This window comes from Streptomyces sp. NPDC028928 (assembly GCF_055564915.1).
Genome location: NZ_JBVHVI010000006.1, coordinates 244,018 through 258,406 on the forward strand (window position 1 = coordinate 244,018; position 14,389 = coordinate 258,406).

Below are 14,389 nucleotides of genomic sequence, written 5' to 3' on the forward strand. Positions count from 1 at the left end.
CGTCCCCCCCCCCCCCCCCCCCCCCCCCCCCCCCCCCCCCCCCCCCCCCCCCGCCCCCGCCCCCCCCCCCCCCCCCCCCCCCCCCCCCCTCCCTCCCCCCCCCCGCCCGCGTGTCAGCTCAGCGGATCCAGCGTCAGATACGCCTGCCGCGGACTGCCGTCGTGCACCAGGGACTCCTGGTGGCCGACGTCGTCGAAGGCGAACGCGTACGCCTTCCCGTCGGCCATCTGCGCGTGGATCTTGCGCGCGTAGTGGTTGGTCACGGTGTCCTGGTAGAAGTTCGCCGTGCCGGTGTCCGGCTGGTTGGGGTTCACCAGCAGCGTCGACCGGTTGAAACCGGCGCACAGCGTACGGGAGATGGGCCCGCGGACGTTGTCGTTGGGCGCGTCCAGCAGCTTGTGGCAGCCGAAGATGCTGGCCGCGTCGGGCTTCTGGAAGCTGGTGACGACCGCGCCGGAGGAGTTGGTGAAGTTCATGACGTTGCCCGAGACCCGGCCGTAGTACTTGGTGTCCGGCTGGTCCGCGAACGGCGTGACGGTCAGCGTCGACGTCGTGTACTTCTGCCAGACCCGGCCCACGTAGTCGTCCATCACGTTCGCCGGCAGCGCGCCGGTCTCCACGCCGTACAGCGGGGACAGCGCGCGCAGCACGGTGCCGTCGGAGCGGGTCTGGACCAGGTTCGCCCAGCCGCCCGGCTGTCCGCGCAGCGCGGTGAAGAAGCCGCTCCAGCCGCCCGGCTTCAGATGCCCGGTGCTGCTCACACTGCCGTCGGCCCGCTGCACCCCGACCGCGTACGGCGCCGAGAACATGTCCACCTGGGTGCTGTTGAGCCACAGCCCGGAGTCGTTCAGGGTGTATTCCGACCAGTGGAAGAGGATGTCCCGGTTGGGGTCGGAGGGGTTCTGCACGGCCGGCTGCACCAGTCCGCCGGTGGTCAGGCGGAAGTCCAGCTTCCTGCCGTAGGAGAAGTAGATCCGGCCGGAGAACTTCGGGACGCGGATGGTCATCGACTGGCCGGCGGCCGGGCCGGGTATCGCCGCGTCCGGCGCCGGAGTCGGCGGGTTGCCGCCGGCCGGCCAGGCGTGGAAGGCGCCGCTCGCGTCGGCCCAGCCCTGCCGGCCCGAGGACAGCTGGGTGCCGAGGTCGTAGAGGTAGACCGGCTCGGAACGGCCCGAGTTGTTGGTGATCTTCAGGGGGATGGTGTCGGGGACGGCGGCGTCGGCGCGGTCGGGTGCGCCGAGGGCGATCAGTCCGCCGAGCAGCGCCGTGGCGGCGGCCAGGGGCAGCGCGCGGTGCGTGAGCCTGTGAGGCACTCTCCACCTCCGTGTGGGGTCGGGGTCGTACGGAATTGGTCCGTACCGGTTTGAGAGCGCTCTCAGATTCGTGGCGGGATGGGTTCATGTCAATGACATGGACAGGAAATGAAGGGCGGGACCGGCCCGGCACCCGCCGGTCGGCGGATACCGGGCCGGGCGTCAGAACGTGCGCTTGAGCAGGTCCAGCAGTGCGGCCCAGTGCCGCTCGTCGGCCTCGCGGTCGTACGCGGGGGTGTCCGCCTGGGTGTAGCCGTGCCGGGCGCCGGTGTACACCTCGCAGGTGTGCCGTACGCCGGCGGCCGTCAGGGCGTCCTCGAAGCGCGCCATCTGCTCCGGGGGCAGCGACGGGTCCCCGTCCGCGTGCCCGAAGTACAGCTCCGCCGTGACGTTCGTAGCCTGGAGGTGCGGGCTGTCCGGGTCGTCGGTGGCGAGGTAGCCGCCGTGGAAGCCGGCCGCCGCCGCGACCCGGTCCGGGTGGGCGCCCGCGGTCCGCAGCGCGAGCCCGGCACCCATGCAGTAACCGGTGACCGCCACCGGGCCGGCCGTCGCGAGCGGGCTGTCGGCCAGCCACCGCAGATAGGCGTCCGCGTCCCGCTCGACCAGGTCCGGCGTCAGGGCGGACACGATCGGGCCGAGCCGCTCCCAGATGGTCGGATCGGCGCCCGGGTCGATGAACTCGGGCAGGTCCACGACCGGGGACCGGCCGAGGCGGTAGAACACGTTCGGCAGGAGCACGGTGTAACCCGCGCCCGCGAGCCGGTCGGCCATCGCGCGCAGGTGCGGGCGCAGGCCGTAGGCGTCCTGGTAGAAGAGGACGGCCGGACGGGGGCGGCCGTCGGCCGGATGGACGAGGTAGGCGTCGGCGACGCCGTCCTCGGTGGGGATGTCGACGGTGGTCGCCCGGACATCGGTCATGGTGAGCAAGCCCTCCCTCGGGAATGGGCGGCGGGCGGCGGATACCCGCCCGGCGCCGCGGCTACGGCCATGCTGTCACGCCGAGTTGGGGCCGGCGCACCGGGTGCCCCGCACGGTCACTCGAAGCGGCCGGTGTCCCCCGCGCCCCGCCGGACGATCTCCGCCTCCCCGCCCGAGAAGTCGACCACCGTCGTCGGCTCGGTGCCGCAGTCGCCGGAGTCGACCACCGCGTCCACCACGTGGTCGAGCCGGTCCTTGATCTCCCAGCCCTGGGTCATCGGCTCCTCCTCGTCCGGCAGCAGCAGCGTGCTGGACACCAGCGGCTCGCCCAGCTCCGCCAGCAGCGCCTGGGTGACCACGTGGTCGGGGATGCGCACCCCCACCGTCTTCTTCTTCGGGTGCTGCAGCATGCGCGGCACCTCCCGGGTGGCCGGCAGGATGAAGGTGTAGCTGCCCGGCGTCGACGCCTTCACGGCCCGGAAGACGTCGTTGTCCACCCGGACGAACTGGCCGAGCTGCGCGAAGTCCCGGCACATCAGCGTGAAATGGTGCCGGTCGTCCAGCCGGCGGATGGAGCGGATCCGGTCCATGCCGTCCCGGCTGCCCAGCCGGCAGCCGAGCGCGTAACAGGAGTCGGTCGGATATGCGATGAGCGCCCCCGAGCGGACCGCGTCGGCGACCTGGCCGATGCTGCGGGGCTGCGGGTTGTCGGGGTGCACGTCGAAGTACTTCGCCATCCGCCGAGCTTATTCGGTCACCGGGCGCGGGGCGCGCAGCCGCGGCGCGGGCCTGACGGACACCTATGACCTCATACCTGTTTGACCGGGAAGCTCGCCGAGGCCGCCGAGGCCAAGGACGCGGTGGCGATGGGCGTCGCGCCCGTCTCCCGCACCATGCCGGACACCCCCGGCGCGGCCGTGACCGAGGGCGGCACCGGCGCCCCCATGAACGGCCTCCACGCCTCCGCCGTCCGCACCGGCGCGCGGTCTGGTCGCGCATCCGTCCGGTCGGCCGAGTACGCGCCGAGCCTGACCATTCCCGGCCGTCGGGCCCGTCGGAGCGGTGTCCGGTGCCGATTCACCGAACCGGCTGGAATTCGCCTGCGTACTTCCCGGATTTAGGGGCAAGCGACCTGAGAGCCGCCCAGGGCCTTCCCCCCGCCCCGGGCATGGCGTCTCCGCCGGCGGCCCACCCCCCCGGGCCGCCGGCGGAGCCTTGTCCACGGGCACCTGCCTGCCGAGCCACCGACTTCGGGGGCCGCCGGCTTTCGCGGAACACCGGCGTTCCGGGCTCCTCGGCCGGACCCTGGCCGCCCCGCCCCCAGCTTCGTCCCACCCCCCAACCACCGTCCCAGGCCTCAGCCCTCCAGTCGTACCGGGATCTCCTCCCACCCGTGTGCGATGAACGACGGCACGTGATGCAGTTCGTCGGGGTCGACGGCGAGGCGCATCGCGGGGAAGCGGGAGAACAGGGCCGGTAGGGCCGTCAGGGCCTCCAGGCGGGCGAGTGGGGCGCCGATGCAGCGGTGTGCGCCGATGCCGAACGCTCACAGTCGCCGGTCGGTGACTTGAAGAGCAGCGGGCGGTCGTCCGAGTCAGGGAGCGTCACTCACTCAGTCGTGTCCCCAGGATCATTCCGCTCGAATACCGGAGCAAGGAACAAACCATTCGGGGATCCTCCAGCAAGCGATCGGGATCACGTCTGTCCACGGGTTTGCCGGATGCGATGTCCCTGCTACTCCAATATGGATTCATGTCGTCAATGAGCAACTGACCACCGGGCCTCAGGGCGGTTACGGCTTCATCGATCACAGAGGCCTTGAGCCCACCAGGGATGTCGAGGAAGATCAGATCGAAGCTTCCCATGGCCGGCAGGACCTCCCGGGCATCGCCCACAACGAGCGATACCCGCTCGGGCCAGCCCGCACGCAACACGAGTTCAGACTTCTCCCTGTCGACCTCGACGCTGACCACGTCGACATCGACGCGGCCGTGCAGACCGTGCATAACCCAGGCAAGACCCACACCGACGCCCGTGCCGAGTTCCAGGATTCTGCCACCCGCGGGCACTGCTGCGGCCAGGACCGCCATCAGCGCGCCCACCTCAGGACGGGAGGACTTGGTGAAGCCAGCCTGGCGCGCCCGATCGTAGGCGGCACCGACGGCGGGCGGTACCTGCAAAGCCGTGCGCGCGCCGAGACTCATCTTGATCCGTTCGACGTCGGCCACCGACATCTCTCGATCGAAGGAGAGGCTGACGAAAGACTCGGTACTGGTGACCCCGGCCGTGTTCGATCGGTCCACGTCAGCCACCTTTCGGTCGGTCCTGCCACGCCGCGGGCCCTGCGCACAGCGACGCCGTCCGGGTGGTGTTCCAGGCGAATGCCTTGCAGCGGGGAATACCTCTGAAGAAAAGATTGGCACGAGGCTTGCCATGACGCCAATCGAGGTACCTGCCAGAACCTCGAGGCGTCGGACTTCTGCCGCTCACACCGAAAGGAGAGCCAAACGATGACTTCGCCGAAGAAGCCCACGGCGCGGGTGATCCTCCAATTTGACCGCGAGGTGACGGAGGAACAGGTCAGGGAAATGCAAGCCACACACAACGCAACCGATGCATTTTTGGAAACCGCCGGGGGTCACCATCACCACGACGATGACGACGAGGAGGAGCCCGAGGAGGAGCCCGAGTAGCAGTAAGAGTAGGAACCAGGGAATCAGATCGGCGCACCAACTGAGCGATACGGCAAGGCTGGAAGTGACATGGACTTGAGCGAGTTCGACACGGTGCTTTCACGCGGTCCGTTCGGAGACAGCAAGTATCTGCAGCAACAGATGCACGCTGCGTTCAAGCGCAGACTCGAGCACATCGGTACCTCGATCCCTGCCGGCCATCGGCTTCTCACGACGCTGAAGCAGGTCGACCGGCAGACCGAGTACCGAGTCCTCGGCGATCCACTGGTGCGCCGAGCTGTCCAGCAACTGGTGGTCGAGCAAGTTGTGGGGGCCAAGCGTCAGTTGCCCCCGCAGTTGTGCGCGCAGTTGCTCGACGCGACTGTGCACCATGTTGAATCGGGTGTTGCCACCGGTCCACTGCAGGGTGGCGTCGACAATACCCAGTGGTTGGGCGATGCGTCGCGCACCCCCTGGATCTGGGAGCCCGGGCAGCGCGACGACATCTTCGCGGAAGCGTTCAGCCAACTCGTGGAATGGCAGTTCCAGGGGAGCCTGTCCGCGGCCACGGATGCCGACCGTGCGGCGCTCCGCGAAGGTGCGCGGCTCCTGGACGAGGTCTTGCCGCTGACGTCCCGCAGCGCCTTGAGCCACACCCACCTGATCGGTGTCACCTCCGGGACCGGCGGCTGGAAAGGAAAGGCATCCACCTCCCAGTTCACGGTGACAGGCGTGATCTTCCTCAACCGCAGACTGCTGACGAACCCCTGGTGGGTGGCGGAGCACCTGCTGCACGAAGCCCTACACCAGAAACTGTACGACTTCCGTCACGCCCATTCCCTGCTGGTCAGGGATCTGGAAGACGGGTCGAGGAGAACATCGCGGGAAGCACCTCGCGTGGTGTCGCTGTGGAACGTGCCGGGTCCCGACGCATCGAACCGGTGGAACACACACCGCGCCATGGCGGCCTTCCATGTGTACGTTCATCTGGCCTTGTTCTGCTCCCTCGCGGAACACCTCTCCTCGCAACTCCGTGACACATATGGGCCCCTGGACGCACCCCGGCCCATGACATCGAGCCGCACGGCCTTCGAGCGAGCCCGATACCTGGGGGAGAACCTGCGAGCCTCCTGCTGGGAGGAACTCGGAGTCGCCGGTCGCCACATGCTCGAGTGGCTGAGCTCCATTCTGGACGCCATGGACCCTGCGCCCCCTCCGGCGGGAGCGACGTTGCACCTCTTGATGGACCGGTATCTGAAGGAGGTACGTCGGCTGCGGAAGGTTCCGCCGTCGGACGATCTAACAACAACCCTGCAGAGGCTCGCGGCGGCCGAGGCCAAGGTGTTCCGAGCCGTCCTCGCTGCGGTGGACGCCCAGGCCCAACTCGACGAGGCTGACGCCGCGCTGACGCCGGCATCGGGGCACGATCATGTCGAGGCGTTCGCACAGCGGCGCCGTTACATCGCGGACACGCTCCTAGGGCTCGCACCGAACGGCTACAGCCTTGATGGGTTGTGCCGCAGGACAGGCACCTCTGCCGACGAGATGGTCAGGGACATGGTGGAAGCCTCCAGCCATGAACTGGCGACGGCCGCCGCACCAGCCCAACATCCGCAAGGTGACGCAAGGTGAATCGTCGGTCGCGTGTGGACCGCCGACACCCGCAGCGCCGAGCGCGCCTCGCTTGGACTTCGTAGACCAGCTTGGCAGGCGGACTCGATTGCGCGGCGAGCCAGCGCCCCCAGGGGGCCGGTCGGCTTCGTCCGGGGGTGGGTCGGCCCACGACTAGCGAGCTGAGCGCATGACGGTGCAGTTCCCATCTGGAGAGGTTGTCGTTCTCCAGGACCAGCGGTTCGGTGGTGTTGAGCTGGGCCGGTCGGCCGGCGGTAAGAACGGAGCCGAGGTCCGAGGGGAGGCCGAGGCCGGTGTGCGACCCACCACACGCACTGGTCAGCGTCCTACACAGTCGCTTAGGACCACTGCTGGAGTGGCGCGACCAGGTCACGGCCCGCTTGCAAGCCCCACGACCGGGACCGGTTCTCGTCAACCAGTGGCCTCCGCCCGACATCCCCAACATCTGTCTCGTGCGCACTCTTGCCGGCCACACCGATCGCGTTGGGTCAGTAGCGATCAGCCCGACGGCACCTGGCTCGCTAGCGCCAGTCACGACGACACAGTACGTATGGGGGACCCGAATAGCGGGGCCTGCACCGCCACCCGCAGCGAACCGGCGTTCGCCATGGCGGTCGGCCCGGACGGCACCTGGCTCGCTACCACTAGCGATCAGGCCGCCTCGGTGCGCCGGTGGGTGAAGCTCGGCGCCACCAGCTTGCGCAGCCGGGCGTGGTCGGTGCCGTAGGTGGAGAGCATGCTGACCACGCTGCTGACGCGCGGGTCGAGGATCAGCTTCCTGAGGGCGTCGTAGCCGGTGGGCGCCCAGGCGGGGATGCCGCCGGGCAGCTCCACGGGGACGACGGGGCCGAGGGCGCGCAGCCGGGCGCTCCCCGCCGCGAGATCGGAGCCGAAGGGGTCCAGGGCGATACGGTCGGTGACGGTCACGACGGTCTCCAGACTGTCGGCCTTTCACGAGGCGGTCCCCCTCTGGGCTCATATCGCCGGAAAACTGGCCGAGTTGGCACCTCACCTGGCCGCCGGCGCGGCCGGCAGGTCGAACACGTGCCGCGGGGAGATGATCCGGGTGACCGCCTGACCGAACAGCGTGCTCGGCTCCTCGCCGTCGTGGTCGATGTCGGTGTTGAGGACCACGACCACGGTGGTCCGCGTCGACGGGAGGTAGATGGTCAGCGACTCGTAGCCGGGCAGGGAGCCGTTGTGGCCGATCCACCCGTGCACGTCGAAGATGCCCAGCCCGTAGCCGACGCCCGGGATCGGTGTCGCCGGTGTGGTGAGGCGCTGCCGCTGCGTGGCGGCGCTGATCATCCGCTTGCCGTCGGGCAGTTCGCCGGTCGCGACCGTGCGCGCCCAGATGTGCAGGTCGTCCAGTGTGGACACCATCGCCCCGGCCGCCCAGCCCCAGGACGGGTTCCAGCCGGCGGTCTCGGCGGTCCTGCCGTTCGCCGTCTGGTCGGTGTAGCCCTGCGCGTGCGGGGTGGGGAACGCGCTGCCCTCGGGCAGGAGCGTGTCCTTCATGCCGGCCGGGTCGAGGACGTGCTGCTCGAGGTAGTCACCGAGGTGCTGACCGCTCTCCTTCTCCACGACCAGGCCGAGCAGGATCAGGTTGGTGTTGCAGTAGGAGAACTTCTGGCCGGGCTGGAACAGCACCGGGTGCCTGAAGGAGTAGGCGAGCAACTGCTGGGGGGTGAAGGGGCGTTGCGGATCGGACGTGAGCGCCTTGAAGAAGTCGTCGTCCTCGGAGTAGTTGAACAGCCCGCTGCGCATCCCGGCCAGCTGGCGCAGCGTGATCCTGTCGCCGTTGGGTACGCCGTCGACGTACTGCCCGATGGTGTCGTCCAGACCGACCTTCCCCTGGTCCACCAGCTGCAACAGCGCCGTCACGGTGAACGTCTTCGTCTCGCTGCCGATGCGCGTGTACAGGTCCGGGGTCATCCGCCGGCCGGTCGCCTTGTCGGCGACGCCGAACGAACGGACGTAACCGCGCTGTCCCGGTGTCCAGACGCCGACGGTCACGCCGGGCACCTCCGCCTCGCGCATCACCCGCCGTACGGACGCGTCGAGTCGGCGTGTCACGTCGGGGGAGAGGGGGCGGACGTCCGGCTCCGAGGCCGACGGGCTGGGCGGATCGGCGGCGAACGCGGCTGGTACGGCGGCCGGTGCCGGTCCCGCCGTGACCGGCGCGAGCAGCGTGCCGGCCAGTACGGCGACCGTGGCCCCCCGGCGCAGGCGTGCGGACGTAGGCGACATGGGCTGACTCCAAGCACGTGGGCGACGACCGTGAGGCGACCGTGTGCCAGGCGACCGTGCGCGGGGCGGCCGTCGGGCCCGAACGTTCCCAGCCGGATCTCCCCAGCATAGGAGCGGGAGGCGCCCGGCGCGCGTCGGCCGCCCCCGCGCCCCCGGGCCCCTCAGCAGGGAGCGCCGCACGGCGCGGGATGCTTGTCCGACGGGCGGAACGCCCCGTTCGGGCGATCGCCTCACCCGACCCGGTGAGCGGGCGGCGCGGGGCGTACCGGCGGCGTGCCCCGGGCGTTGCCCCGGCATGAACCGCTTGGACTGGATGGACCGGATGGACCGGATGGATCGCCTGGACCGGATGCGCCGGCTGCACCGGGTGGACCGCGCCCGGGAGCCGATCTACGCCGGGCTGGTCGCGGAGTGGCGGGCGCAGGGGCGGACCGTCCCCGCCGAGCCCGAGGCGCTGTGGGCCGCCCTCCGCGGCCTCACCCTCGACGCGCGCCGCGAGCCCGGGCACCTCTGACCGGGCTCCTGCCCGCCCAGCGGCCCACCGGCTGCTGCCCACCCCATCGGCCCACCGGCTACCGCCCGTCCAGCGGCGCCAGCACCGCCAGCGTGCCGTTGGCCTCCTGCAGCGCCTCCTCCAGGGTGCCGGGTGAGTGCAGCGTGCCGTTGCCGTCGGGCGGGACCAGCCACTCCAGGGAGCGGGCGGGCCGGTAGGGCGGCGGCGCGGCGACCCAGGAGCCCTTGGTCGCGTACCGCAGTCCGGCGCCCACCCAGCCCCCGGACGGGTCCGGCGGCAGGAAGAAGCCGACCCGGCCAGCCGCCGTGTCCACGAGCGTCGGCCCCGGCACCGGCAGCGCCGGCCGCCACAGCAGGTCCAGGGTGAGCAGTCCCAGCCGGTCGGGGACGCTCAGCACGTCCCAGAAGCGGCCCGCCTCCAGCAGTGCGACGCCCTCCCCGTGGTCCCATTCCCATTTGCAGGCGCGCGGGTCGGCCGACGCCGCGGCCAGCCACTCCACGCCCCGCATCCACATCGTGTTCGTCATGCACTGCTCCGGATGTCCTCGCCCGCCTGCCTGAGTGCAGGGAACGACCTTCACCGGGCACTTCGTGCGTCCGCACGCCAACCCGGCATATGCATGGTTGTAGATATTTCTACGTGGCGGAAGGGGTGGCGGACCCTGGCGTTTGAGTCGGGACGTTCGAACTCCGCGAGTCGGTTCGTCAGTTGGGCCGGGAGGACGCGTCACCCGTCCGGTGGTCGAGAGGTCGCCGTGCGCTCGATGCTGCTGTCGGCACAATCGATGCAAGCGCCGGACGTTGAAGAGACAAGTCTTTCAGTCGTAATCTCACGCCGTTCCGTCGCCGTCTCTGTCGAGGTGCTCCATGGACCGCACGCGCCTGCATGCCCTCCTCGCCCGCGAGAGCGCCGAGGCCGAACGCCGCAATCCGCGCTCCCGGGAGGCCTACGCGCGCGCCGACCACCTCTTCGGGCGGGTGCCGATGACCTGGATGAACAAGACCGCCGGCGCCTTCCCGCGCTACCTGGCCGAGGCGCGGGGCGCCCGCGTCACCGACGTCGACGGGCACGCGTACATCGACTTCTGCCTCGGTGACACGGGCGCGATGGCCGGCCACTCGCCCGCGCCCGTCACCGAGGCGGTGCACCGCCGGTACGCCGAACTCGGCGGGGCCACCGCCATGTTGCCCACCGAGGACGCCGAGTGGGTCGGCGCCGAACTGACCCGCCGGTTCGGCCTGGCGCGCTGGAGCTTCTCGCTCACCGCGACCGACGCCAACCGCTGGGCGATCCGGCTCGCCCGCGCCGTCACCGGCCGGCCGAAGATCCTGGTCAACAGCTACTGCTACCACGGCAGCGTGGACGAGTCGCTCATCGTCACCGCGCCCGACGGCACCGGCACGGCCCGCCCCGGCAATGTCGGCGCGCCCTGCGACGTGACGCTCACCAGCAGGGTCGCCGAGTTCAACGACCTCGCCGGGCTGGAGCGGGAACTGGCCCACGGTGACGTCGCCGCCGTGCTGATGGAGCCGGCCCTCACCAACATCGGCATCGTGCTGCCCGAACCCGGCTACCTCACCGGCGTCCGCGAACTGACCCGGCGGTACGGCGCCCTGCTCGTCAATGACGAGACGCACACCTTCTCCGCCGGACCCGGCGGCTGCACCGCGGCCTGGGACCTGGAACCCGACCTGCTCACCATCGGCAAGGCGATCGGCGGCGGCATCCCGGCCGGCGGCTACGGGCTGTCCGCCGAACTCGCCGAGCGGCTGCTGGCCCGGAGCGACCTGGACCTCGTCGACATGGGCGGCGTCGGCGGCACCCTCGCCGGCAACGCGCTGTCGGTCGCGGCCACCCGGGCCACCCTCGAACACGTGCTGACCGACGAGGCGTTCGCCCGGATGGACCGGCTCGCCGAGCGCTTCGAGGCGGGCGTCCGGGCCGGCCTCGAAGCGCACGGACTGCCCTGGTCGGTCAGCCGGCTCGGCGCCCGCACCGAGTACCGTTTCACCGCCCCGGCCCCGCGCACCGGCACCGAGTCCGCGGCGGCCTCCGACCCCGAGCTGGAGGACTTCCTCCACCTCTACCTCGCCAACCGGGGCATCCTGCTGACCCCGTTCCACAACATGGCGCTGATGTGCCCGGACACCAGCGAGCGGGACGTCGACACCCACACCGAGGTGTTCGCCGCCGCCCTCGCCGAGCTGGCCGGCTGAGGAAGCCCAGGAAGCCCAGGAAGCCCAGGAAGCCGAGGAAAGGGAGCCGTACGACGTGAAGGACATGGACGACATCGACCGGGCCATCCTGCGCGAGCTGCAGACCGACGGCCGTATCGCCTACGCCGACCTCGGCCCGAAGGTCGGGCTGTCCGCCTCGGCGGCCCGGCAGCGGCTGCAGCGCCTGCTGGACTCCAAGGCGGTCCAGGTGGTCGGCGTCACCGACCCGATGGCCATGGGCGGGCAGGCCATGGCGCTGCTCGGCATCGGCGTCGACGGAGACCCGCGGACCGTCGCCGACACCCTCGCCGAGCGCCCCGAGGTCGTCTACTCGGTGCTCACCTCGGGCGGCTTCGACCTGTTCGCCGAGGTGGTCGCGCCCGGGCCGAAGGCGCTGCTCGACTTCGTCAACGACGTGGTCCGCCCCATCGAGGGGATCCGGGAGATCCGGTCCTTCCCGTACTTCGGCATCCACACCCACCGCTTCCTGTGGGACGTGGGCTGACCGGCGAGGGAGGGGAAGGTCAGCCGGCCTGCGGCTTTGGTGTCTCCGGGGTCAGGACCAGGATGGTGGCGTCGTCGCGGACCGCGTAGCGCTGCCGGAGCAGGTCCGCCCAGACGGCGCCGGGCAGCTCGGTGGACGGGGTGCCGGCCAGGGTGGCCAGCCGTTCCGGCAGTGGGTAGAAGATGCCGGAGGCGTCCCGGGCCTCCCACACGCCGTCGGAGGCGAGGAAGAGCCGGTCGCCCGGCCCGAGCGGCACGGTGATCTCCTTCGGCCGGTCGACGTCGAGGAGCCCGATGCCCAGCGGCGGACCGGGCGCGACGGCCACCTCACGGGCCTGCTCCGCGTGCAGCAGTACCGGTGCGGGATGACCGCAGGCCACCACCCGCACCGCGGCCGAACCGGTGGCGAACTCCAGCAGCAGGGCCGTCGCGAACAGCTCCGCGTGCCGTACGTCCGCCGAGTCCACCGCCAGCCGGCGGTCCAGCCGGGCCGCCACCGACTCCAGGTCCGGCTGGTCCAGGGCCGCCTCCCGGAACGCGCCCAGCAGGGACACCACCGTCGCGACCGCCGACAGCCCGTGCCCCTGCACGTCCCCCATCACCGCGCGTACGCCGTACGGCCCCTGCCGCACGTCGAAGAAGTCCCCGCCCACCAGCGTCCCGTCCTGCGCGGCCCGGTAGAAGACCGCGCAGCCGACCCGGCCGACCCGCTCCGGCAGCGGCGGCAGTACGGCCCGCTGCACCGCCTCGCCGATCGCCCGCTCCGTGTCCAGCTGGGCGTCCCGGTGGCTGCGTACATAGGACACGAACACGCTCAGCGCGGCCACGAACACGATGGTGAGCAGATCGGTGTCACCGGGACGGTTCAGCTGCGTGGCAGGCACGTTCAGCACCACGACCACGCCCATCCCGAGCAGCCCGGTCGCCAGCGGGCCGTACGACAGGACCGCCAGCGGCGGGATCGCGCCCAGCAGGAAACCGAGGTCACGCGCGTGGGACGTGACCAGCGTGGCCGAGCCGACGACCGCGAGCAGCAGCACGGGCAGCACCCGTACCCACCACGGCGGCGGCGCGCCTCGCAGCCAGCCGCGATCCTCCAGGTGCCCGCGCACCGATCCCACAAGCCCAAACTACGCCGCCGGCGCGCCGCACCGCGCGAAAAGCGGTGGACGCCCGCTCGGCCGCCCGCCTAGCCTGGGCGACGACGCCCGAGCCGGACGGCAGAAGGAGGTGAGCGTCATGCAGGACAGCAGTCGGCGCTCCTCCCTCACCGTGCCGCGGGCGTGTCACGTCTGAGCCGACCGGGAGCGCCGTACACCGTACGCGTCCCGGAGGATCCATGACCGACCTGGTCATCCGCACGCTCGACGAGAGCAGTGCTCACCTTTTCGACACCATGCCCGACCCGCTGGGCTTTTGCGACAAGCACCGCAGGACCCGGTACCGCCCCGACTGGCGGCGCATCGCCGTGCGGGACGGGCGCACCGTGGCCCGCGCCGCCTGGTGGGCCCGCCCGGAGGACACCGAACCGCTGCTGATCAACTGGTTCGACGTCCTGGAGGGCGAGGAGGAAGCCGGGGCCGAGCTCCTGCGCTCCGCGCCCTGGCACCCCGACGAACTCGAACTCGACCTGCCCGCCGGCTGGCGCGACGACCCGCGCCTGAGGGCCGCCGCGGACACCCGCGGCGCCGCCGCGCGCCGGGCCGGCTACGTGCCCCTGGTCGAGCGCTTCCTGTACCACTGGACCCCGGACCGCGGCCTGCCCGAACGGCCCGGCCGGCTCGTCTTCACCGCCGAACCGGACGACGCGGTCTTCCACGGCCTGCTGCGCCGCATCAACTCCGCCACGCTCGACGCGCACGCCCGCCGGGCCGTCGAGCAGGGCGGCGTCGACCGTGCGGCCCACGAGGACCTGGAGTTCTTCCACTGGTTCCCCTCACCGCGGCAGTGGTGGCAGATCGCCCGCACGCCGGCGGGCGACCCGGTCGGGATCCACATCCCCGCGCACAACCCGTCCGGGCCGTGCGTCGGCTTCATCGGTGTGGTGCCGGAACACCGCGGCCACGGCTACGCCTACGACCTGCTCGCCGAGTGCACCCGCTTCCTGGCCGCACAGGGCGCCGCGTTCATCGCCGCCGCCACCGACCAGGGCAATGTCCCGATGGCCGCGCACTTCACCACGGCCGGCTATCCCGTCGTACGGGAACGCGTCAGCTACTCGGCCGCCGGAGGTGCCGCTGCCGGGTGACGGCCAGGCGGGGGGGGGGGGGGGGGGGGCCGGACCCCCCCCCCCCCCCCCCGTTCTCGGCCTCCCGCTCTCCCGCCACGGGCCCCTCCACGCTAAGCGAGCTTGGGGACAGAGAGGAGAAA

The 14,389-nt window shown here is 71.2% G+C and carries 15 protein-coding genes and 2 pseudogenes; 7 read left to right on the forward strand and 10 right to left on the reverse strand.

Going from position 1 to position 14,389, the window contains the following annotated elements; translation table 11 throughout:
* Positions 1-113: 113 nt before the first annotated feature.
* From ACZ4U1_RS16855 to ACZ4U1_RS16880, 6 genes and pseudogenes are all read right to left on the reverse strand, one after another.
* On the reverse strand, positions 114-1,313 hold the full coding sequence (locus tag ACZ4U1_RS16855) for a glycoside hydrolase family 64 protein (protein ID WP_467903894.1): 1,200 nt from the start codon (positions 1,311-1,313) through the stop codon (positions 114-116).
* Positions 1,314-1,475: 162 nt separating this feature from the next.
* Positions 1,476-2,231: a dienelactone hydrolase family protein gene (locus ACZ4U1_RS16860; RefSeq protein ID WP_467903896.1), complete on the reverse strand. Its 756-nt coding sequence runs from the start codon at positions 2,229-2,231 to the stop codon at positions 1,476-1,478.
* Between the two features lie 116 nt (positions 2,232-2,347).
* A complete protein-coding gene (locus ACZ4U1_RS16865) occupies positions 2,348-2,968 on the reverse strand; it encodes an L-threonylcarbamoyladenylate synthase (protein ID WP_467903898.1) in 621 nt (206 codons plus the stop codon).
* A gap of 71 nt (positions 2,969-3,039) precedes the next feature.
* Entirely contained in the window at positions 3,040-3,177 is a 138-nt protein-coding gene (locus ACZ4U1_RS16870) for a hypothetical protein (RefSeq protein ID WP_467903900.1), read from the reverse strand.
* A 411-nt stretch (positions 3,178-3,588) separates the two neighbouring features.
* Positions 3,589-3,777, reverse strand: a pseudogene (locus ACZ4U1_RS16875) (cytochrome P450); the annotation flags it as partial.
* A 58-nt stretch (positions 3,778-3,835) separates the two neighbouring features.
* Positions 3,836-4,534 carry an O-methyltransferase gene (locus tag ACZ4U1_RS16880; RefSeq protein ID WP_467903902.1) on the reverse strand — a complete coding sequence of 233 codons (699 nt, stop codon included), beginning with the start codon at positions 4,532-4,534 and terminating at the stop codon, positions 3,836-3,838.
* 207 nt (positions 4,535-4,741) lie between these two features.
* Here ACZ4U1_RS16880 and ACZ4U1_RS16885 point away from each other — a divergent pair, with 207 nt between their 5' ends.
* The 3 genes from ACZ4U1_RS16885 (at position 4,742) to ACZ4U1_RS16895 (ending at position 7,262) form a co-directional block, all read left to right on the forward strand.
* Positions 4,742-4,924 carry a hypothetical protein gene (locus ACZ4U1_RS16885; protein WP_467903904.1) on the forward strand — a complete coding sequence of 61 codons (183 nt, stop codon included), beginning with the start codon at positions 4,742-4,744 and terminating at the stop codon, positions 4,922-4,924.
* Between the two features lie 75 nt (positions 4,925-4,999).
* A complete protein-coding gene (locus tag ACZ4U1_RS16890) occupies positions 5,000-6,535 on the forward strand; it encodes a hypothetical protein (RefSeq protein ID WP_467903905.1) in 1,536 nt (511 codons plus the stop codon).
* A 169-nt stretch (positions 6,536-6,704) separates the two neighbouring features.
* Entirely contained in the window at positions 6,705-7,262 is a 558-nt protein-coding gene (locus ACZ4U1_RS16895) for a hypothetical protein (RefSeq protein WP_467903907.1), read from the forward strand.
* Here ACZ4U1_RS16895 and ACZ4U1_RS16900 read toward each other — a convergent pair.
* Positions 7,193-7,462: pseudogene (locus tag ACZ4U1_RS16900) on the reverse strand (cytochrome P450); the annotation flags it as partial. The gene ACZ4U1_RS16895 and the pseudogene ACZ4U1_RS16900 sit on opposite strands and share 70 nt — an antisense overlap.
* A gap of 81 nt (positions 7,463-7,543) precedes the next feature.
* The gene (locus ACZ4U1_RS16905; protein WP_467903908.1) at positions 7,544-8,785 is read right to left on the reverse strand and encodes a serine hydrolase domain-containing protein; all 1,242 of its coding nucleotides are present in this window, start codon (positions 8,783-8,785) and stop codon (positions 7,544-7,546) included.
* Between the two features lie 295 nt (positions 8,786-9,080).
* Here ACZ4U1_RS16905 and ACZ4U1_RS16910 point away from each other — a divergent pair, with 295 nt between their 5' ends.
* Entirely contained in the window at positions 9,081-9,299 is a 219-nt protein-coding gene (locus tag ACZ4U1_RS16910) for a hypothetical protein (RefSeq protein WP_467903909.1), read from the forward strand.
* A 58-nt stretch (positions 9,300-9,357) separates the two neighbouring features.
* On the opposite strand, the gene ACZ4U1_RS16915 is transcribed toward ACZ4U1_RS16910, so the two are convergent.
* Complete coding sequence (locus ACZ4U1_RS16915) at positions 9,358-9,825, reverse strand: hypothetical protein (RefSeq protein WP_467903910.1); 468 nt, start codon at positions 9,823-9,825, stop codon at positions 9,358-9,360.
* Between the two features lie 340 nt (positions 9,826-10,165).
* Here ACZ4U1_RS16915 and ACZ4U1_RS16920 point away from each other — a divergent pair, with 340 nt between their 5' ends.
* Positions 10,166-11,515 (forward strand): transaminase, encoded by a 1,350-nt coding sequence (locus ACZ4U1_RS16920; RefSeq protein ID WP_467903912.1) that lies wholly within the window; start codon positions 10,166-10,168, stop codon positions 11,513-11,515.
* Positions 11,516-11,579: 64 nt separating this feature from the next.
* Positions 11,580-12,020, forward strand: a complete 441-nt coding sequence (locus tag ACZ4U1_RS16925) for an Lrp/AsnC family transcriptional regulator (RefSeq protein WP_467904197.1) — start codon at positions 11,580-11,582, stop codon at positions 12,018-12,020.
* Between the two features lie 19 nt (positions 12,021-12,039).
* Here the strand turns inward: ACZ4U1_RS16925 and ACZ4U1_RS16930 are convergent, their stop codons facing one another.
* Positions 12,040-13,140, reverse strand: a complete 1,101-nt coding sequence (locus tag ACZ4U1_RS16930; RefSeq protein WP_467903913.1) for a PP2C family protein-serine/threonine phosphatase — start codon at positions 13,138-13,140, stop codon at positions 12,040-12,042.
* A gap of 218 nt (positions 13,141-13,358) precedes the next feature.
* On the opposite strand from ACZ4U1_RS16930, the gene ACZ4U1_RS16935 reads away from it, so the two are divergent.
* Positions 13,359-14,267 carry a GNAT family N-acetyltransferase gene (locus ACZ4U1_RS16935; protein WP_467903915.1) on the forward strand — a complete coding sequence of 303 codons (909 nt, stop codon included), beginning with the start codon at positions 13,359-13,361 and terminating at the stop codon, positions 14,265-14,267.
* The last annotated feature ends 122 nt before the right edge of the window (positions 14,268-14,389 follow it).

Bases quoted from the DNA above. Each gene is read 5' to 3' on its own strand.
- ACZ4U1_RS16860 (WP_467903896.1), bottom strand. From the start codon at position 2,231: ATGACCGATGTCCGGGCGACCACCGTCGACATCCCCACCGAGGACGGC.
- ACZ4U1_RS16865 (WP_467903898.1), bottom strand. From the start codon at position 2,968: ATGGCGAAGTACTTCGACGTGCACCCCGACAACCCGCAGCCCCGCAGC.
- ACZ4U1_RS16870 (WP_467903900.1), bottom strand. From the start codon at position 3,177: ATGGGGGCGCCGGTGCCGCCCTCGGTCACGGCCGCGCCGGGGGTGTCC.
- ACZ4U1_RS16885 (WP_467903904.1), top strand. From the start codon at position 4,742: ATGACTTCGCCGAAGAAGCCCACGGCGCGGGTGATCCTCCAATTTGAC.
- ACZ4U1_RS16895 (WP_467903907.1), top strand. From the start codon at position 6,705: ATGACGGTGCAGTTCCCATCTGGAGAGGTTGTCGTTCTCCAGGACCAG.
- ACZ4U1_RS16905 (WP_467903908.1), bottom strand. From the start codon at position 8,785: ATGTCGCCTACGTCCGCACGCCTGCGCCGGGGGGCCACGGTCGCCGTA.
- ACZ4U1_RS16910 (WP_467903909.1), top strand. From the start codon at position 9,081: ATGAACCGCTTGGACTGGATGGACCGGATGGACCGGATGGATCGCCTG.
- ACZ4U1_RS16915 (WP_467903910.1), bottom strand. From the start codon at position 9,825: ATGACGAACACGATGTGGATGCGGGGCGTGGAGTGGCTGGCCGCGGCG.
- ACZ4U1_RS16920 (WP_467903912.1), top strand. From the start codon at position 10,166: ATGGACCGCACGCGCCTGCATGCCCTCCTCGCCCGCGAGAGCGCCGAG.
- ACZ4U1_RS16925 (WP_467904197.1), top strand. From the start codon at position 11,580: ATGGACGACATCGACCGGGCCATCCTGCGCGAGCTGCAGACCGACGGC.
- ACZ4U1_RS16935 (WP_467903915.1), top strand. From the start codon at position 13,359: ATGACCGACCTGGTCATCCGCACGCTCGACGAGAGCAGTGCTCACCTT.